The organism is Phenylobacterium sp., from assembly GCF_037138395.1.
Taxonomy (GTDB): domain Bacteria; phylum Pseudomonadota; class Alphaproteobacteria; order Caulobacterales; family Caulobacteraceae; genus Phenylobacterium.
In genome coordinates, this window is sequence record NZ_JBAXIM010000013.1 from 1 (window position 1) to 18,000 (window position 18,000).

Consider the following 18,000-nt stretch of genomic DNA (forward strand, 5'->3'; position numbering starts at 1 on the left):
GCCCGGCGTGCGGCGGCGCCGACCTCGACCCGTGAGCCGAGGAGGGAGATGGCCGGGGCCGCCAGAAGCGGCAGGACGATGGGCAGGAAGACCAGGGTCAGGTCAGGGCGGGCGAGGAGGGCGGCGGCGAAGACGACGCCGGCCCGGACCTCCCAGGCGTGGGCGGCGAAGGCCTCGGACCAGCGCATCTTGCCAGCCTCCCGCTGCTGCGGCCGCCAGCCGGAATCCCGGCCTGAGAAGATCTCGATCAGCATGCGCGTATGGCTGACCATCATGATCGGCGCCATGATCATGGACATGACCATCTCCAGGGCCACCCCCGGAAGGATGAAGCCGACGCCGCCAAAGGCCTCGCGGTCTCGGCGGCGGCCAAGCACCAGCAGGGCGCCGAACAGCTTGGGTCCGAACAGGAGGAACCAGGACAGGGTGGCCATCCAGATGACGATCAGGCCGTCATGTCGCGGCTCGGCAAGGGTGCGCCAGCCGTGCAGGGTCGAGATCTCGACCAGACGGGGCTCGGTCTGGAACTGGATCACCAGGCCGGTCAGCAGGGCCAGGAACCACAGGGGCGAGGCCAGGTAGGCCATCACGCCGATCAACATCTGCAGGCGGCTCATGGGGTGCAGGCCGGCGGCGGTCAGCAGTCGCAGGTGCTGCATGTTGCCCTGGCACCAGCGACGGTCGCGCGCCAGGAAGGCCTGCAGGCTGGGAGGGGCCTCCTCAAAGCTGCCAGCCAGGGCACCGGTCATGTGCACGGCCCAGCCCTGACGCCGGAGATAGGCGGCTTCGACCGAGTCATGGCTCATGACATGTCCGCCCAGGGGCCTTCGCCCGGGCAGGACAGGCAGGCCGCAGGACTCCGCAAAGGCCCGGACGCGGACGATGGCGTTGTGGCCGAAATAGGCCGACTCCGGGCCGCTCCACCAGGCTAGGCCCGTAGCGGCGACGCGGCCGTAAAGGCGGACGCCGAACTGCTGGACCCTCTGGTAGAGGGTTTCGGCATTGACGATGGCCGGGGTCGTCTGGATCAGGCCTGCCCGGGGGTGTCGCTCCATGGCGTCGACCAGATGAAGCAGGGTTTCACCGGACATCAGGCTGTCCGCGTCGAGGATGACCATGTGCGGATAGGCACCGCCGAACCGGCGGACCCAGTCGGCAATGTTCCCCGCCTTGCGCTCGGTGTTCGACTCCCGGCGCCGGTAATAGGCCCGGCAGGCGGACGTCAGGCGGAAGGTCTGGAAGGCTGTCCACTCGGCCTTTGCGGCCTCCGCACTGGTCGAGTCCGACAGGATGAAGATGTCGAAGGCACCGGCGGCTTCAAGGGCCTTCAGGCTCGCGTCGATCCGCGCCAGGCGGTTGAAGGACGCACCGACGTCCTCATTATAGAGAGGCATGAGCAGGGCGGTGCGGACGCTTGGCCGGCGAGGCCGCTCGGGGAAGTCGAAGAGGTCGCGATCGCCTCTTGTGGCCTGCAGCACCAGGCCGGCCAGGGCGCTGCAGAACCATCCCGACAAGGGGATGATCAGGGCGGAGAACAGGCACAGGGCGATGATCTCAAGGGCGGTGAAGCCCTCTTCGGCATAGATCCGCGCCGGGGTTAGGAAGGCGAGTATGGCCAGGGACAAGGTCGCCGCCAGCATGACCAGGCGTCGAAGGACCAGGCCCCGGGGTGCCGGAACCGGAGGCGGGGTCCCGGCCTCGGCAAGGTCCTGCCTTGGCATTTCCAGGGGGGACGCATCGGGAAGCCAGGCCCGCACTGTGTCTGCGGCCGTCCAGGCGCTCCCGGTGGGGACGCCGAACTCCCCGTTGCGAACGCCTTCCATTTCCCGAGCCGCTCCCTGGATCTACCGACGGAAGACGGTGATCACGATTATGTTATGCTGCATTGCGGCAAATGCAATAACGGAATCGTGAAGTGGGGTCTGCGCAGACTTCAGGCGGTTGCGGTTAGGCGGTGCCCGAATTTCAGGCGTCGGACGCGGATCGGGCCTGGGCGAGAAGCCGCCGCTCGAGGGCGTAGGCCGCGACGCCGGTCCACCCGACCAGGACGATGGCGAAGGCCCGCTCCCACCAGCCGACATTGGCGTCATTGACCAGGCCCTTGAAGATCAGGTGCTTTGTCAGGATGGTCAGGACCGCCATGACCAGGAAGACGCTGAGGAGAAAGATCCGGAGCCGACCTGTGCCCTCGATCCGCCGCAGGGCCCAGACCATGGCCAGGGGGGCGATCTGTATGCCCAGCCCCAGGTTGATGGCGAGGTGCCGCGGGTCTGGCCAGGGATAGAGGCTCGACAGGACCAGCCCGACGCCAGCCAGGCCGAAGCAGAGGGCGATGAGGCCGGCCGAGACCCTTGCGCCGCCCAGGGCCAGCAGGGAAAGGGCGAAGCCGATTCCTGCCAGGCCGGCGCCTGCGCCCGAGACCAGGACACCGACATTGAAGATGGCCGGATGGGGAGCCGCCGCGCCGCCCAGTTCGCTGAGGTACTGGGTGGCGTGATCGAAGCCCGGCCATGTCAGGGCGGCCAGGCCGACGCTGGCATAGGCGAGGATCGGCGCTGCAATCCCGATCTGCAGGAGGACGCGGCGGCGGCGGAACCGGGTCATGGTGTGCGCGGCCTTGGTCGCAGGCCCCAGAGGGGACGAAGGGGTCCGCTCCGACGGACGATCTCGTAAACTGCCAGGCTGCCGCCGAGGGTGATCAGCACGAGAAGTCCGGCCTCGACGCCGACCGGCAGGCCCCGGGGTTTCAGCAGGTGAGCGGCGATCACCAGCAAGGTCTGGTGGGCGAGGTAACAGGGAAATACCGCATCCGTCAGGTACCGAAGGGCCGGTCCGTCGGCGCTTCGCAGGTGACGGCTGCCAAAACCCAGGACAGCGCAGATGGTGGCCCACTGGTACACTGCAAAGACCAGGTTGGCGGGAGACGATGGCGGCAGGTCCAAGGGTTGGGACAAGGCGATCAAGGCCGGCAGGCTGACTGCGGCCACAGCCAGTGAGGTCCAGCGCAGACCCTCGAAACGGGTCCAGACGTCGTCCCGCAGGGCCAGGAGGAACCCGGTCAGGAAGACGCCGAAGGACATGGCGTGGTTGTAGGGATCATCGGTGATGTGGTTGGTCAGCCCCGCAGATGGGAAGATCCAGAGTCGGAGCAGGGCCAGGTAGATCATCGGTCTGACCAGCAGGCCTGGGCCCCCAAGGAGCCGGCCCAGCAGGGTCTCCAGCCAGCTGAAAACCTGCGGGGCCGAGGCCAGGGCGAGGGCGGCGATGCTGTAGACGGTGATGTAGAGCACGAACCAGACGTGGTTCAGGGGCACGCCGTCTCTCAGCCCCGCGGGGCTGAATTCGGAGAGCCACCAGGTGCCGAGGGATCCTGAGAAGCTGCCCTTCTCCAGGGCCTCGATCCACGACTGCGGCGGCACCAGGACGAGGATCGCGAAGAGCAGGGGCGGGACCAGTCGGCGCAGGCGCTGGCCTATCGCCTGGGCGGGCGGGGTGCGCCGCACCATGAACCTCAGGGCGATCCCCGAGACCATGAACAGAAGGGTCAGCCGCCAGGGGTTTGTGACCAGGGCCACCAGTCCCAGGCCCGGCACGGTGTGCGGGCTGTGCACATGCCAGTCCCACGGCGCATAGACGAGGCCGACATGGTAGAGGATCAGCACGCCAAAGGCGGCAATCCGGATCCAGTCAATGTCCGCGCGGCGCTGGAGTTTAGCGGTGCTCACGGACCTTTCTATGCGACGGGAAGGCCCGCCCTGTCCATGTCGTCCGCGGCTCGCCGGTCAGGAGAAGTCGCGCGCCAGTTCGGCCCGGGTCGCGGGTGTCAGGCCCGTCATGTGGACGTAGGCCTCATGGTCGCAGCCCACCAGGACCTGGACGCCCGGCGACCGGAATACCGCCTTCTGCGCATCGGTCAGCGGGAAGTGCAGGAAGTGCACCGAGGAGGTCTTTCCATCCTCACGCGTGCGCTCGACGTCGCCGTCCTGGACGCCGTAGATCCGCTCGTCCCCGACCTGAAGGTAGAGATGTTCCTCGACGCCGCCGAGGCGGGCGAGAGTGGCGGCGCGCCGGATCGCGTCCTCGATCTCGAACATCACGGTCGCCACCAGTTCCGACCCCTGGGGCACCAGGGGGTTGTACGCTGCCAGCTCGTCGGCGACCTGCGCCGGGCCGCCCTTCTCGATCAGGAGCATCTCCTGGATCTGGAACAGCATGGTCTCGTAGGTCTCGAAATAGAATGTGCAGACCGGGCCGAGGTCCAGTCGGCGCAGCCGCTTCAGGGGCAGCAGCGCCGAGCGGCGGGCCATGCGCTCACGGGCGAACTCGGCATCGGGGAGGATGTCTGCAGGGGTAATGCGGTGCTGGGCGGCGGGCATGGTCAGAGAACTCCGTAGGCGCGGGCGAAGATTTCGATGGGATGGGACTGGCGGGGCTGCGGACCCTTGCCGGTGGCCTCGTCGTCGGCCAGCAACTGGCCAATGTGCTTGCAGGCCAGGGGGCAGTCCGAGCAGAGCTCGGCGGAGCCCTTCTGGGCCACCTGCCTGGCGGTGGGGCGGCCGACCTTTACGGCCAGGGGCCGGGTCGACTTCATGACGCCGAAGGTGCCGCCGTGGCCAGAGCAGCGCTCGACGATCTCGACCTTGGTGTCAGGGATCAGCTTGAGCATGTCGGCCGACCGCGCGCCCATGTTCTGGGCCCGGGCGTGGCAGGAATGGTGCACGGTGACCCCGCCCTCGACGGGGGTCAGGCCCGGGGCGAGGCCCAGATCCCGGTTCAGCTCGACGATGTACTGGCAGATGTCACGGGTGGCGGCGCTAAGCTTCGCGACCGCTGGGTTCTCCGGCAGGACCAGCGGCCATTCGAACTTCATCATCAGGCCGCAGGACGCCGTCAGGGCGACCACCTCATAGCCCTGGTCGATGTAGGGCTCGAAGACGGCGGCCACCCGGGCGGCCTTGCCGGCCACACCCCCCAGGTCGCCGCTCTCGAGCTGGGGCATGCCGCAGCACTCCGGGTAGACGACCTTGGCCTCGATGCCCTGGCGGGCCAAGACCCTGGCGGCGGCGACGCCGGTGTCAGGTCCGTTGTACTCGACCGAGCAGGTCGAATAGATCGCCACCTTCCGCTTGCCGAAGGCCGGACCCGCCGGATCGGGCGGGACGGGGGTGGGCAGCAGGTCCGTGGCGGTCTTGCCATGATATTTGGGCAGCTCGACCTCGGCGTCGATCTCGGCGATGGCCTCGAGCAGCTTGCGGATCGGGGTGTTCTTGCGGGCGGTCCCCCAGTTGGCGATCCGCGCGAGCGGCTTGGCCAGGCGGCCATTCCGGTCGGTCTTGCCCAGTTCATCCCGCACAAAGCTCTTCTCGCCGGCCCGGCGCTTGGCGGCCCGGTAGCGCAGGATCAGGTGGGGGATGTCGATGTTGAATTCGTGCGGCGGCACATAGGGGCACTTGGTGAGGAAGCACATGTCGCACAGGGTGCAGGCCTCATCGACCTTGGCGTATTCACTCTTCGGAACACTGTCGAGCTCGCCGGTCTTGGACTCATCGATCATGTCGAAGAGGCGGGGGAAGCTGTCGCACAGGTTAAAGCACCGCCGGCAGGTGTGACAGACGTCGAACTGGCGCTCCATCTCGGCTTCGACGGCCTCGAGGTCGTAATAGGCCTCGTCCCGCCACTCGATGGGGTGGCGGAAGGGGGCGGCCAGGCTGCCCTCGCGGGCTTTGGGCTTGGTCGTGTCCGACATGTCGCAGGCTCCAGGCAGGCTTCCGGAAGGTGGATGCGAAACCGGCGGCGGACCTCTCGGGCCGCCGCCGGCGCATCGTTAGTCCCGCCGGATCAGGCGAGGGACTCGAGGGCGCGCTGGAAGCGACCCGCGTGGGACTTCTCGGCCTTGGCCAGGGTCTCGAACCAGTCGGCGATCTCCTCGAAGCCTTCCTCGCGGGCGGTCCGGGCCATGCCGGGGTACATGTCGGTGTACTCATGTGTTTCGCCAGCGATGGAGGCCTTCAGGTTGGCCTCGGTGCCGCCGATGGGCAGGCCGGTGGCGGGATCGCCGACGGCTTCCAGGAACTCCAGGTGGCCGTGGGCATGGCCGGTTTCGCCTTCGGCGGTCGAGCGGAACACGGCCGCGACGTCGTTGTAGCCTTCGATGTCGGCCTTTTGGGCGAAGTAGAGGTAGCGACGGTTCGCCTGGCTCTCGCCGGCGAAGGCGTCCTTCAGGTTCTGCAGGGTCTTGCTGGTAGCCAGGCTCATGGCGCTCTCCGGATTGGGGGCGCCGGGGCCCGGCGCCAGGTTTCCGCCGCAGTCTCTGCGGTCGCGCCCGTCCCTAAGCTGAGCAAAAGTATAGGGCAAAACGAAAGAATTTATGTGCAGGATAGGTCCTGTCTATCCTGTGCCGCCCCGGGGACTTGTCACCCGGTCCCGGCGACCTCAGGGTGGGTTTCAAGGGAATCCAGGCCCTGGGGAGGCGCAACATGACCGTCCATCTGAGGCAGATCGCCCTTGTCGCCGAAAGGCTGGAGCCAGTGCTCCAGGACTTCGAGGCGGTGTTCGGCCTGGCCCGCTGTTTCATCGACCCGGGCGTCGCCGTCTTTGGCCTCGAGAACACCCTCCTGCCAGTTGGCCGGAACTTCTTCGAGGTGGTCGCGCCGGTGAAGCCGGACACCGCGGCCGGGCGTTATCTCGAACGGCGCAGCGGAAACGGCGGCTATATGGTCATCACCCAGACGCCGACACTTGAGGCGCTCGAGGCGGTCCGAGCCCGCGCGGCCAATTCGGGCGTTCGGGTGGCCTGGGAGTCGGCCCGCCGGGGCTGGACCCTGATCCAGCTGCATCCCGGCGACCTGAAGACCACCTTCCTGGATGTCGAGTGGGACGAAAACGGCGACCTCGCCGGTCCCTGGCCGCCAGCCGGGGGTAAGGGCTGGGAGGACAAGGTCCGCCAGGACCTGGTCATCGACTTCACGGGCGTCGAGCTGCAGGCCGACGATCCCGTCGCCGCCGCCCGTCTCTGGAGCGCCGTCACCGGCTCGCCCATGGAGATGGTCGGGGGCGTCCCTGTCGTTCCGCTGAACAATGCCGGCCTGAGGTTCGTCGCACCCTCCGACGGCCGGGGCCCGGGCCTTTCGGCGGTGGACCTGACGGTCCGCGACCTGGCGGAAGTGGTCAACCGGGCCCGGGCCAGGGGCCTCGCCGCGGGTCCCGACCGCGTGGAGATCGGTGGCGTGAGGTTCCACCTGCGACAGGCCTGACGGCTCCGCCAACGGATTTTCGGTGGCCATGCGTTGGACTTGCTGTCGCCTGCCCCTATCTCAGCCCAAGTCCGCGACGGGACACCCTGAAAGCTAAACCTGTGTCAAAGCGTCTGATTGCGGCCCTCGCGGCGCCTTTGCTCGCCGCGACCGCGGCGTCAGCGCCGGCAAGCGCCGCCCCGCCCCCGCCCATCCGCGAGGCGACCGTCGTGGATGAGCTCGTCGTGGAGGCGCCGGCGAACGGTGCAGGCGCGGTCCTCGGCGATATCAAGCCTGAGCTGCAGATCAATGAGGCCGAGATTCAGTCCTACGGCGTCAGCAGCGTCGCCGAACTGGTGGCCCAGCTGGCCCCGCAGACCCAGTCCGGCCGGGGGCGAAGCCGTGGAGGGATGCCGGTCGTCCTCCTGAACGGAGCCCGGATTTCGGGGTTCTCGGAACTCCGCGACCTGCCCCCGGAGGCCATCGTGCGTGTCGACATCCTGCCCGAGGAGGCGGCCCTCAAGTACGGCTACACCGCCGACCAGCGGGTACTCAACTTCATCACGCGCAAGACATTTCGGGCCGTCACCACCGAGGTCGGCGTCAAGGCCGCCACGGCAGGCGGCACGGTCACCGAGGAGATCGAGGCGGGACTGTTCCGGATCGATGGCGACCAGCGGACCCAGCTCAAGGCCGAGATGTCGGGCGCCTCGGCGATCACCGAGGACGAGCGGGACATTCCCTCGACCGGTGCGACGGCCCTCTTCACCATCCCTGGCCTCTACAGGGGCCGGGGCCCGGGCGGACAGATCGATCCGGCCCTCAGTACCCTGGCGGGTAGCCCTGTGACCCTCGCCGGCCTTCCCGCCATTGCGGCGTCCCGGCCACCGACCCTCGCCGAGGTCGCGGCCCTCGCGGGCCAGGTCCCGCCGGCGGACGAAGGCGCCTATCGAACCCTGACGCCCGAGACTCGCCGCCTGACGATCAACGGGGTGGTGGCCCGAAGCCCCTCGCCGGGGACCACCGCGACCTTCAACGCGGTGATCGGCGCCGGCAGTTCGGAGTCCCTCCAGGGTCGGCCGGCCTACAGCCTGACGGTTCCCGGCGGCGGGGTCTGGTCGCCCTTTGCAGGTCCTGTGGACCTGCTGCGCCGGGATGCCTCCAGGGGCGCCATCCGCCAGACCTCAGAGGACTGGAGCGCACGCCTGGGTTTCGGCCTCAACAGTGGCCTGCAGGGGTGGCGACTGACCCTCACGGGTGGACTGGACCTTGCCGACGTGGTCGGCCGGACCGATGGGGGCGTGGATACTAGACCCGCCCAGGCCCGGCTTGCGGCTGCGGATGCAGCCTTCAATCCCTATGCCCCTGGCGCAGCGGACCTTCCCGCCTTCGCCCAAGACCGGACCCGTTCGCGAACCGCCGGCGCCGAGGTGCAGGCCCTCGCGGCGGGATCCCCGGCCGAGCTTCCGGCGGGTCCACTGTTCGTCTCGGCCCGGGTCGGGGCCTCTGGCAACTGGCTGCGATCGCGCTCTGTACGCCGCGAGCTGGTGCGCGAGGCCGACCTCTCCCGCACCGGTGTTAGCGTCCAGGTCAGCGTCGACACGCCCCTTCTGAGACGTGAGGACGAGGGATGGGGGCGTCTCGGCGAGTTTTCCCTGAACTTCAACCTCAAGGGTGAGAGCCTGTCGGACGCCGGGAGTCTCGGCACGGTAGGCGGTGGGCTGAAATGGTCGCCGGTCGACCGGCTGAACCTGCTGGCCTCCTTCAGCCGGGACCAGTCGCCCCCCACCCTCAGCCAGCTGGGTGCCCCCCGGACCCTCACCACCGGGGTGAGGGTGTTCGACTATGTGCGCGGCGAGACCGTCGAGGTGGTGCAGGTCTCTGGCGGCGATCCTTCCCTGCGCAGCGACCAGCGGGATGCGACGCGCCTGGGCGTCAACTGGAAGCCGTTCGCCGACCGGGAGTTGAACCTCTCGGTCAGCTACACCCTCAGCCGGGCCGATGATCCAGCCTCGGCCCTGCCGGCGGCCACGGCGGAGGTGCAGGCCGCCTTCCCCGAGCGGTTCCTAAGGGACGAGAGCGGTAAGCTGGCCGTCGTTGACATCCGCCCCGTGAACTTCCTGCGCAGCGACCGCGAGGAGATTCGCTGGGGCTTCAACTGGTTCGGAGGGCAGAGCCCGGCGACGGGGCGACCGGGTGCAGGCTCGCCGCTCGGCGCGCGCGGCGGTGGCCGGCCGCCCATGGCCATGATGTCCGGGCCCGGAATGGGCGGTCCCCCGGGCAGGCCCGGATGGCAGGTGTCGGTCTACCACACGGCCGTGCTTACCGACCGGATCCTGGTCCGGCAGGGCGGGCCGGTGTTTGACCTCCTTGACGGTTCGGCCGCGGGCTCCCGGGGCGGGACCCCGGCCAATGCCGTCGAGCTGCAGGCGGGCATCTTCCGTCAGGGTCGGGGTGCGCGCCTCAGCGCCGCCTGGAAGAGCGGAACCCAGGTTCGGGGCGCGACCCCGGCCGGCGACCTGTCCTTCTCGGACCTGGCGACGGTGGACATCCGCCTCTTCGAAACCTTCACCGGGTCCCCGGACCTCGTCCGGCGCTGGCCGGTGCTGAAAGGCGCCCGGGTAAGCCTGGCCGTAGACAACCTGTTCGACGCCAAGCTCAAGGTCCGCGACACTCTGGGGGCCGTTCCGGCGGGGTATGCCGAGGACATAATCGATCCGGTGGGCCGGACCGTGGAGATCAGTTTCCGAAAGGTATTCTGAGGGGCTTGCCTGCCGGGCGCGGGTAGACTTCCCTAGGAGTAGGGCGCTTGGGAGGACCCGGCATGACAGACCCATCGGTCGAGCGACCGTCCATTCGTCCCCAACATGCCGCCTTCGCCGCCCAGGTGGAGGCCGCCCAGGACGTCCTCGACGCCTTCATGGCGGCCTGGAACGCCCGGGACGCCGCGGGCGTGCGGGCCAGCTTCAACTTCCCCCATGTGCGGTTCGCCTCGGGCCGGGTGACCATCTTGGCTCCGGAGCAGGTGACGGACGCCATGTACGCTGGCGCTGCCCTTTCGGAGTGGGGCCGTTCGGCCTGGCAGCGCCGGGAGGTGATCCACGCCGGGCCGGACAAGGTCCAGTTCGATACCCGCTTCGCCCGCTTCCGGCCGGACGGGAGCCTGATCAGCGCCTTTGACTCCATCTATATCGTGACCCTCCAGGACGGTCGCTGGGGCGTCCAGGGCCGGTCCAGCTATGCCCCCTGAACCGGTAGGCCCGCCATGAAGGCTGCAAGCTACCCCCTCGCCCGGGAGCAGGACTTCACCTCCCGCATCAACGGGAAGGCCTATCGCCTGCGAATCGCCACGCCCTACGGCCCGCCGCCCGAGGGGGGATACCCGGTCCTCTATGTCCTCGACGGCGACGGCTATTTCGGCTCCTTCGCAGACGCCGCCCGCCTGCGCGCCGCCGGCGGGCTGGAGCTGCCCCACACCGTCGTCGTTGGGGTGGGCTATCCTGGCGAGGACTTCACCGGGGCCCTCGGCCGACGGTTCCTCGACCTGACCCCGACCGAGCCCAGCGCAGCCGAGAAGGCCAACCACACCTTCGCCTCGGGTGAGATCCGCTATGCCGGGGCGGACGACTTCCTGGAGATCCTGACCCGGGAGGTGCGTCCCCGGGTCGCTGAGGTCCTGCCGGTCGACCCGGCCCGCGAGGCGCTGTTCGGCCACTCCCTGGGCGGCCTCTTCGTCCTTTACAGTCTTTTCCGAAGGCCCGACGCCTTCTTCGCCTGGCTATCCCTCAGCCCATCCATCTGGTGGGACGAACGCTTCGTGCTGCGGGGCGAGGCGGGCTTCACCTCAGCCCTCCCGGGCCTGGCCCGTCCACCCAGGCTCTTCGTTGGCGTCGGTTCCCTCGAGCAGCCCGAGGGCTCGCCGGCGCGGATGGTCGACAACGCCGTCGAGCTGTCCGCCCGCTTCAGTGCCCTGGCGGGCCCGACCGGCTGGCGCTTTGCCTCCCGGGTCTTCGAGGGCGAGACCCACGCCGGCGTGGTCTGGCCCGCCATCAATCCCATGCTCGACTTCGCCTTGAAGGACGCCTGAGGTCCGCTTGCCGGACGCCGGCAGGCCTGTAGAACACTCCCAACCCGATCCCCGATGGAGGCCGACCTTGCCTGACACCTTCCGCGCCCTGCGCGCCCACAAGACCGACACCGGGATCGAGACCCGGCTCGAGACCCTGACCGACGCCGATCTCATGGAGGCCGATGTCACCGTGCGGGTCGAGTTCTCGACGGTGAACTTCAAGGACGGCCTTGCCCTGACCGGGCGCTCCCCCATCCTGCGCACCTTTCCCATGATCCCGGGCATCGACTTCGCCGGTGTGGTGGAGACCTCCGCCCATCCGGGATTCGCCGCCGGCGACCGGGTGGTGCTGAACGGCTGGGGCGTGGGCGAGACCTGGCATGGCGGCTATGCCCAGAGGGCCCGGGTCAAGGGCGACTGGCTGGTCCGGCTGCCCGACAGCCTGTCCACCGCCCGGGCCATGGCCATCGGCACGGCAGGCTACACAGCCATGCTCTGCGTCATGGCCCTGGAGCGCCAGGGGGTGAGCCCCGGTTCCGGAGACATCCTGGTCACGGGCGCCGCCGGCGGGGTGGGCAGCGTCTCCATCGCCCTGCTATCGGCCCTCGGCTACCGGGTCGTGGCCTCCTCCCGCCGGGCGGCCACCGAGGGCGATTACCTTCGGGGCCTGGGCGCCGCCGAGGTGATCGACGCTGCGGAGTTCGCCGGTCCCGCCCGACCGGTCGGCAAGGAACGTTGGGCCGGCGTAGTGGACTCCGTGGGCAGCCACACCCTGGCCAACGCTATTTCCCAGACCCGCTACGGCGGGGCGGTGGCGGCCTGCGGCCTGGCCCAGGGCATGGACCTCCCGGGCTCCGTGGCCCCCTTCATCCTGCGCAGCGTGGTCCTCGCCGGGGTGGACAGCGTCATGCGCCCGACGCCCGACCGGATCGAGGCCTGGCGGCGGCTGGGAACCGATCTGGACCTCGCCCGGCTGGACGCCATGACCCAGGTGGCCAGCCTGTCCGACCTGCCGCGCCTGGCTGTCGAGATCCTCGATGGCAAGGTCCGCGGCCGGGTGGTGATCGATCCCGCGATCTAGCGGGTACCGGCGGCCTTGGGTCCTACGGCTTCTGGACTGGCCGCCGTGCAGCCAGGAGCAGCAGGCCGGCGAAGATCCCCAGGTTCTTGATGAAGTTCTGCATCTCGTGCTGCGGGTTGCCGCCGGGATAGTTGTTCCAGAAATCGTGCATGAAGAGGCAGATCAGCAGGGTCAGACCGGCGAGCAGGAAGGCCGCGGTGCGGGCGTTCCAGTTCGCCATCAGCGCCAGACCGCCACCGACCTGCAGGGGAATGGTCAGAAGCAGGAGCGGCAGGGCGAACGGCACCTTGTGGAGCTTCATATAGGCCAGCGTGCCGGCGAACCCGGCCACCTTCATCAAGCCGGGAACCGCGAAGTAGAGCCCCAGCAGGACCCGCCCGGTGATGTCCATCGGCCGGCTGAGCCTGTCGAGCAGCGGGTTCAGTGGGTTGTTCATGGAGGCTCCGGCTTGGTGATGGGCATGAGCCCCGGGACACGCTCGCACTGTAGCGAGATGCGGGCAGCCGTTGGAAGGCTTCCCTTCGCATCCGCGACGGTGGCTCGGCGAACTCAGGCCAGGGCACCCGCCGCAAGGCCCACCACGGCCCCGGCGGTCAGGATCAGGCGAAGCCGCGGATACCAGACGGGAAGCCCGGGCGATCGCAGGTCCCAGACGAAGTGCAGCACAAGGGCGGCGGCGAGGGCCCAAAGCTGCAGACCGGAGCGGTCGGGCGGCAGGAGGGCCAGCCCCCAGGCGGCGACGCTGGGCGCCAGGCTGAAGGCGACGGTCCGTGGGTCGGGCGCCGGGTCGCTGACGGCCCGGCCCCAGCGCGCACCCCCCAGGAAGGACAGGATCACCGCCGCGTAGAGACCCAGGGCCCGGTCGCTCCATCCGGACAGGTCCGGGATAGCCAGGGCCAGGACAGGGAGGCCCAGAAAGGGGATGAGGCCCGCCAGGCCCCAGGCCAGGACGGGGCGGGGGATGGGTCCTGTCCCGCCCGAGGGATCGCCCGAGGTCATCTTGCCGCCTCTCGACTGGTTTCCAGAGCCCGGTCTTGTCCCGGGACCGCCGAGGTTGCAAGCCCGTCCCGGATCCGGCCGGTCTTCAGGTCCAGAGCCGGTTGCGGATGCGCTGGGCCAGGAGGGGCGCCGGCTGGACAGGCCGCGCCAGGATACCCGCTTCGGTGCCCAGGCGCCCCTGCACCTCCGCCCGGTCGGCGGTCCCAAGGGCGGCGAAGGCAACCTGGAGGTCGGCCAGGCACTGCACCCGGTAGGGCGAGACCGTCAGGCGCCAGTCGACGCCGCCGCGACGGAAGCGGGCGACCTTGAGGCCCCCGGCCGCCGCCGAGGCGTTAGCGTCCAGCTCGGCCAAATGGTCCCGCGCCGCCAACTGCAGGAGGGGATCAAGGTCCCGGGGCGCGGTCGCTGGCAGGGGGGCCGCCCCGATCCTACCGGGGTCGGCGTTCCAGAGCCGCCCGGTCCAGGCCAGGACGGCGGGCGCCCGCTCGCGCAGGATCTCCGCCGGGGTCGGATCGCTGGAGAAGTGCCGGAACATGGACCCGAAGAGTCCGAAGTCGGCGGCGACAGGCCGCTCGCCGAATAGGAAGGGCCGGGTCGCAAGCACCGGCTCCAGATGGTCCAGGACCTCAAGATAGAGCCGCGCCACCGAGGGCGCCGTCGCCCGGGTGATCCCGTCCTGGCGCAGGTAGACGCTCTGCTGGCGGTGACGGACCCCCGCGGCCTTGAGGGCCATTGGCAGGGGCAGGTCTCGCATCAGGGTGGCGGCGATACGCCGGCTCATCAGCCGCGCGTCGTCGGCATAGGCCCAGCGGTAGTAGAGGGCCGGCCGCCACAGCCACTCGTCGAAGGCGTCCTCGAGGAACAGGCTGAGGAAGGCGGCCAGGGGCGCTTCCGGTTGCAGGGCAGGGCCGGGCACTTCGGCCTCCAGGCGCCGCAGGATGGCCGTGGTGTCCGTCAGCCACTCGCCGCCGGGGCTGAGCAGGGCGGGCATCTGCGCCACGCCGGTCGCCCGGGCGCAGGCGCGGAAGCCGGCCGTGTCCATCTCGACGAACCGGAAGGGCAGGCCCCGGGCGCGGAGCCAGGCCTCGAGCTTGCCCGTGAAGTAGGAGAGCTTCAGGCCGTGAAGCTCCCAGGTCCCGTCGCTCACGCCCGCCTGCCACGCTGGCGCAGGGCGCGCCAAGCCAGATAGCCCAGACCACCAAGGAGCAGGAGGATGCCCCCCGCCACTGCCGCCAGCAGGGGCATCTGGCGGGCGATGGCGTTGGCGGCGAGCTGCTTCTGGCTGGTGTAGCCCGGGGGTAGGGGGGCGACGCCGACCCGCTGCTCGTAGGCGGCGTAGTTGGCCTGCATGGCCTTGAGCCGGTCGGGCTCGGCGGCGGACAGGTCCCGGGTTTCACCGGGGTCGGCGGCGAGGTTGTAGAGCCGCCACCCACCGTCCCCGAGGGGGGGCATGTCGCGGACGATCTTGTAGTCCCCCCGGAACAGGGCCGAATTGCCGGAGACCTCGAGGCCGAGGACGTCATTGGGTCCCCGGACGGGCTGCGTCCCGCCGCCCAGCAGGGCGCGCAGGCTGTGGCCGTCCACGGCCGGCGCTTCGGGTGTCGCCCGGGCGCCGCCGAATTCCGCCAGGGTGGGAGCGACGTCGGTGACGAAGGTCAGGCCACCGATCCGGCGCCCCGGCACGACGCCGGGCCCGGAGATGATCAGGGGCGCCCGGATGCCGCCCTCCGAGGCGTAGAACTTGTAGCGGCGTCCCGGTGCCGCCACCGCCTCTGCCCACTCGGGGCCGATGAAGTTCAGGCTGCCGGGTCCGCCCAGGCCCTCCAGCTGCCAGGCGTAGCCATGTGTCGGCATCCACAGATTCATGCTGGGCTGGTGGACCGGGTCGCTGGGCTCGGGGCCGTTATCGGAGGTGATGACGAAGACGGTGTTGGCCAGTTCGCCCCGGGCCTCGAGTCGCTTGACGAGGCGGCCGACCGCTGCGTCGGCCGCTTCGATCATGCCGGCGTAGACCTCCATGGACCGGGCGGCGATCCGCCGTTCCCCGGCGTCCAGGCTCTCCCACTCCCGGGCATTGGGCGAGAATCCGTCGACGGCGGCGCCGGCGGGCAGCAGGCCAAGGGCCCGGGCCCGCTCGACCCTGGCCTTCCGAAGCTGCGACCAGCCACCGTCAAAACGGCCACGGTAGCCGTCCGCGTAGGCCGCGGGCGCCTGGACCGGGATATGTACGGCCTGGAAGGCGAGGTAGGCGAAGAAGGGCTCTCGCCCCGGCGGGGCCTCGTCGAGGTTCCGGGTCAGCCGGTCGACCAGCAGGTCCGAGGAATAAAAGCGCTTGGGCATCCGCGCCGGCCGCCCATCCTCGAACCAGGGCGCATTGGTATAGTAGGGCATGTAGGGCTTGGCGGCCCAGTTGTCCGCGCCGGAGGCGTCCAGGGCCAGGGACCGGTCAAAGCCCTGGCCGTCGGGCAGGTCGCCGGGGCCGTGCCCCAGGTGCCACTTGCCGGCCATAAGGGTCCGATAGCCTTCCGCCTTCAGACGCTCGGCGAGGGTCAGGACCTCGGGTTCGATCCGCAGGCGGTAGCCAGGTTGAGTCCGCATCTGGGGCGGAAGGATCTCCTCAATGGTCGCCGCCCCCGCCCGGTGGTTGTCCAGCCCGGTCAGCAGCATGGCCCGGGAGGGCGTGCACAGGGGCGAGGTGTGGTAGCCGGTGAACATGGCGCCCTGCCGCGCCAGCCGGTCGATATTGGGGGACCGGGCCTCGCCGCCGTAGGCGCCCAGGTCCATCAGCGCCAGGTCATCGAACAGGATCAGGACGATGTTCGGCCGGGCGGTGGAGGAAGCTGGCGCAGGCGCGGCCTCCGCCCGGGCGGCACCCGAGCCCAGGACCACGAGTGCCGCCGCCGCCGCGCTGGCCCAAAGGGTCTGCATCCGCCTGGGGGTCGTTTCCGACATCGAGGTCTCCTGCAGCGATCTATTGGCACCCGGGGTGTCACAAGACACCCCGGCAGGCAAGCCCATCCGCCTCAGCGGTAGCGGAAGACCGGGTCGTCGAGGTCGAGCACTGGCAGGACGTCCTTCTCGCTCCAGTAGTCCTGGGTGTGGCGCCATTCCGGTCTGTCGCCAGCCTTGGGCATGAGGTGCACGCCGCGCATCATGTAGCCGGGGTTGAAGTCCTCGGGATCGATCCACGGGCCCAGCTTGATGTCGGCGTCCTCGGGACGCAGGGCCGGCTCGACCCGGCGCAGGCCCTTTTCGTCCATGTGCCTCAGCAGGCGGGTCACGAAGTCCCCCATGATGTCGGCGCGCAGGGTCCAGCTGGCGCGGAAATAGCCGAACACCCAGGCCAGGTTGGGCAGGCCAGTAAACATCATGCCCCGGTAGGTGACCGACTGGGATAGGTCCACGGGCCGGCTATCCACCGAGAAGGCGATGTCGCCCAGGACGTTCAGGTTGAAGCCCGTGGCCGTGATGATGATGTCGGCCTCCAGCACCTTGCCGGACTTGAGGTGGATACCCTCCGGGACGAAGCGGTCGATCTCATCCGTCACCACCCCGGCCTTGCCGGCCTTCACCGCCTGGAAGAAGTCGCCATTGGGCACGAAGGCGATGCGCTGGCGCCAGGGGGCGTAGCGGGGTGTGAAGTGCTCGGCGACATAGTCCTCGCCCATCAGGCCGCGGAGCACGCCCAGAAGTTCCTCGCGCACAAGGTCCGGCTCCTCGAGGGCCCGCTTGGTCATCTGGGCACCGGTCTTCAGCATGGCCCGGCGGACGATCTCGTGGGTCCAGTCCGGATCGATCTCCAGCTCCCGCAGGGTCTCGGCCAGCTCGTTGCGGTTCCGCCCCGGGGTAAAGTAGGTGGGCGAGCGCTGCAGCATGGTGACGTGCCCGGCCGTCTCCGCCAGGGCCGGGATCAGGGTGGCCGCCGTCGCGCCGGACCCGATCACAACAATGCGTTTGCCATCGCAGTCCATGTCCTCGGGCCAGGTCTGCGGATGGACCAGGCGGCCCCGGAAGTCATCCATCCCGGGCCATTCCGGCGTGTAGCCTTCGCTGTGCCGGTAATAGCCCTGGCACATCCACAGGAAGCCAGCGGTCATCTGGCGCCGTGCGCCGGTCTCAACGTCTTCCAGGTCGACGACCCAGCGACAGTCCGTCTCCGACCAGTCGGCGGTGAGCACCCGGGTCCGGTACTGGATGTGGCGGGCGATGTCGTTCTCGTCGATCACCTCGCCCATATAGGCCAGGATCTCCTCGCCCGTGGCGATCGGCGGGCCCCGCCAGGCCTTGAACCTGTAGCCGAAGGTGTGGAGGTCGCTGTCGGACCGCACGCCGGGGTATGTGTGGGTTCGCCAGGTGCCGCCGAAGTCGGCCAGGGTCTCGACAATGCGGAAGGTCTTTCCGGGCGCCTGGGTCTGCATGTGGTAGGCGGCGCCGATGCCGGAAATGCCAGCGCCGACGATGAGGACGTCGAACTCATGTGCATCGCCCGCAGATTCTGACCCGTCACGCGTGCGTTCCGAAAGGTTTCCGTCAGACATTCCGACCATTCTCCCCGTCTTTCCGCCGGGTGTTCCCGGCCGTCGGTCCGCCCCTTCATTAGGCCGCTCGCCGGCCAGTGC

The 18,000-nt window shown here is 69.4% G+C and carries 16 protein-coding genes; 5 read left to right on the top strand and 11 right to left on the bottom strand.

The genetic code is table 11. The annotated features are described in order from the left end of the window. The 6 genes from mdoH to WCJ52_RS01865 all read right to left on the bottom strand — a co-directional run. A partial coding sequence (mdoH, locus tag WCJ52_RS01840; protein WP_336901587.1) for a glucans biosynthesis glucosyltransferase MdoH occupies window positions 1–1,823 on the bottom strand: 1,823 nt, incomplete at its 3' end. Between the two features lie 142 nt (window positions 1,824–1,965). After that, window positions 1,966–2,604, bottom strand: a complete 639-nt coding sequence (locus WCJ52_RS01845) for a DUF998 domain-containing protein (RefSeq protein WP_336901588.1) — start codon at window positions 2,602–2,604, stop codon at window positions 1,966–1,968. Next, window positions 2,601–3,725, bottom strand: a complete 1,125-nt coding sequence (locus tag WCJ52_RS01850) for an acyltransferase family protein (RefSeq protein WP_336901589.1) — start codon at window positions 3,723–3,725, stop codon at window positions 2,601–2,603. The genes WCJ52_RS01845 and WCJ52_RS01850 overlap by 4 nt, the downstream gene beginning before the upstream one ends. A 57-nt stretch (window positions 3,726–3,782) precedes the next feature. Continuing rightward, complete coding sequence (locus tag WCJ52_RS01855; RefSeq protein ID WP_336901590.1) at window positions 3,783–4,376, bottom strand: DUF3501 family protein; 594 nt, start codon at window positions 4,374–4,376, stop codon at window positions 3,783–3,785. A 2-nt stretch (window positions 4,377–4,378) separates the two neighbouring features. Then, a complete protein-coding gene (locus WCJ52_RS01860) occupies window positions 4,379–5,746 on the bottom strand; it encodes a heterodisulfide reductase-related iron-sulfur binding cluster (RefSeq protein WP_336901591.1) in 1,368 nt (455 codons plus the stop codon). A gap of 92 nt (window positions 5,747–5,838) precedes the next feature. Continuing rightward, window positions 5,839–6,255 carry a rubrerythrin family protein gene (locus tag WCJ52_RS01865; protein WP_336901592.1) on the bottom strand — a complete coding sequence of 139 codons (417 nt, stop codon included), beginning with the start codon at window positions 6,253–6,255 and terminating at the stop codon, window positions 5,839–5,841. A gap of 221 nt (window positions 6,256–6,476) precedes the next feature. On the opposite strand from WCJ52_RS01865, the gene WCJ52_RS01870 reads away from it, so the two are divergent. The 5 genes from WCJ52_RS01870 (at window position 6,477) to WCJ52_RS01890 (ending at window position 12,382) form a co-directional block, all read left to right on the top strand. Beyond that, on the top strand, window positions 6,477–7,253 hold the full coding sequence (locus WCJ52_RS01870; RefSeq protein ID WP_336901593.1) for a VOC family protein: 777 nt from the start codon (window positions 6,477–6,479) through the stop codon (window positions 7,251–7,253). Between the two features lie 209 nt (window positions 7,254–7,462). Next, window positions 7,463–9,994, top strand: a complete 2,532-nt coding sequence (locus WCJ52_RS01875) for a TonB-dependent receptor (protein ID WP_336901594.1) — start codon at window positions 7,463–7,465, stop codon at window positions 9,992–9,994. Between the two features lie 62 nt (window positions 9,995–10,056). Next, window positions 10,057–10,482, top strand: coding sequence for a hypothetical protein (locus WCJ52_RS01880; RefSeq protein ID WP_336901595.1), 426 nt, complete (start codon window positions 10,057–10,059; stop codon window positions 10,480–10,482). A 15-nt stretch (window positions 10,483–10,497) separates the two neighbouring features. Further along, complete coding sequence (locus WCJ52_RS01885; RefSeq protein WP_336901596.1) at window positions 10,498–11,319, top strand: alpha/beta hydrolase-fold protein; 822 nt, start codon at window positions 10,498–10,500, stop codon at window positions 11,317–11,319. Window positions 11,320–11,386: 67 nt separating this feature from the next. Continuing rightward, window positions 11,387–12,382, top strand: coding sequence for an MDR family oxidoreductase (locus tag WCJ52_RS01890; RefSeq protein WP_336901597.1), 996 nt, complete (start codon window positions 11,387–11,389; stop codon window positions 12,380–12,382). 22 nt (window positions 12,383–12,404) lie between these two features. Here WCJ52_RS01890 and WCJ52_RS01895 read toward each other — a convergent pair whose 3' ends face one another. The 5 genes from WCJ52_RS01895 to WCJ52_RS01915 form a co-directional block, all read right to left on the bottom strand. Further along, window positions 12,405–12,818 carry a DoxX family protein gene (locus WCJ52_RS01895; RefSeq protein ID WP_336901598.1) on the bottom strand — a complete coding sequence of 138 codons (414 nt, stop codon included), beginning with the start codon at window positions 12,816–12,818 and terminating at the stop codon, window positions 12,405–12,407. 113 nt (window positions 12,819–12,931) lie between these two features. Beyond that, window positions 12,932–13,381: a DUF3429 domain-containing protein gene (locus WCJ52_RS01900; protein ID WP_336901599.1), complete on the bottom strand. Its 450-nt coding sequence runs from the start codon at window positions 13,379–13,381 to the stop codon at window positions 12,932–12,934. Between the two features lie 85 nt (window positions 13,382–13,466). Then, window positions 13,467–14,528 (bottom strand): glutathione S-transferase family protein, encoded by a 1,062-nt coding sequence (locus WCJ52_RS01905; RefSeq protein ID WP_336901600.1) that lies wholly within the window; start codon window positions 14,526–14,528, stop codon window positions 13,467–13,469. Then, the gene (locus WCJ52_RS01910; RefSeq protein ID WP_336901601.1) at window positions 14,525–16,333 is read right to left on the bottom strand and encodes an arylsulfatase; all 1,809 of its coding nucleotides are present in this window, start codon (window positions 16,331–16,333) and stop codon (window positions 14,525–14,527) included. The genes WCJ52_RS01905 and WCJ52_RS01910 overlap by 4 nt, the downstream gene beginning before the upstream one ends. Before the next feature lie 71 nt (window positions 16,334–16,404). Beyond that, complete coding sequence (locus WCJ52_RS01915; RefSeq protein WP_336901602.1) at window positions 16,405–17,919, bottom strand: NAD(P)/FAD-dependent oxidoreductase; 1,515 nt, start codon at window positions 17,917–17,919, stop codon at window positions 16,405–16,407. Window positions 17,920–18,000 lie beyond the last annotated feature (81 nt).

Coding starts and splice junctions, on each gene's coding strand:
- WCJ52_RS01845 (WP_336901588.1), bottom strand. CDS start 2,604: ATGACCCGGTTCCGCCGCCGCCGCGTCCTCCTGCAGATCGGGATTGCA.
- WCJ52_RS01855 (WP_336901590.1), bottom strand. CDS start 4,376: ATGCCCGCCGCCCAGCACCGCATTACCCCTGCAGACATCCTCCCCGAT.
- WCJ52_RS01860 (WP_336901591.1), bottom strand. CDS start 5,746: ATGTCGGACACGACCAAGCCCAAAGCCCGCGAGGGCAGCCTGGCCGCC.
- WCJ52_RS01865 (WP_336901592.1), bottom strand. CDS start 6,255: ATGAGCCTGGCTACCAGCAAGACCCTGCAGAACCTGAAGGACGCCTTC.
- WCJ52_RS01870 (WP_336901593.1), top strand. CDS start 6,477: ATGACCGTCCATCTGAGGCAGATCGCCCTTGTCGCCGAAAGGCTGGAG.
- WCJ52_RS01880 (WP_336901595.1), top strand. CDS start 10,057: ATGACAGACCCATCGGTCGAGCGACCGTCCATTCGTCCCCAACATGCC.
- WCJ52_RS01885 (WP_336901596.1), top strand. CDS start 10,498: ATGAAGGCTGCAAGCTACCCCCTCGCCCGGGAGCAGGACTTCACCTCC.
- WCJ52_RS01895 (WP_336901598.1), bottom strand. CDS start 12,818: ATGAACAACCCACTGAACCCGCTGCTCGACAGGCTCAGCCGGCCGATG.
- WCJ52_RS01900 (WP_336901599.1), bottom strand. CDS start 13,381: ATGACCTCGGGCGATCCCTCGGGCGGGACAGGACCCATCCCCCGCCCC.
- WCJ52_RS01910 (WP_336901601.1), bottom strand. CDS start 16,333: ATGTCGGAAACGACCCCCAGGCGGATGCAGACCCTTTGGGCCAGCGCG.
- WCJ52_RS01915 (WP_336901602.1), bottom strand. CDS start 17,919: ATGTCTGACGGAAACCTTTCGGAACGCACGCGTGACGGGTCAGAATCT.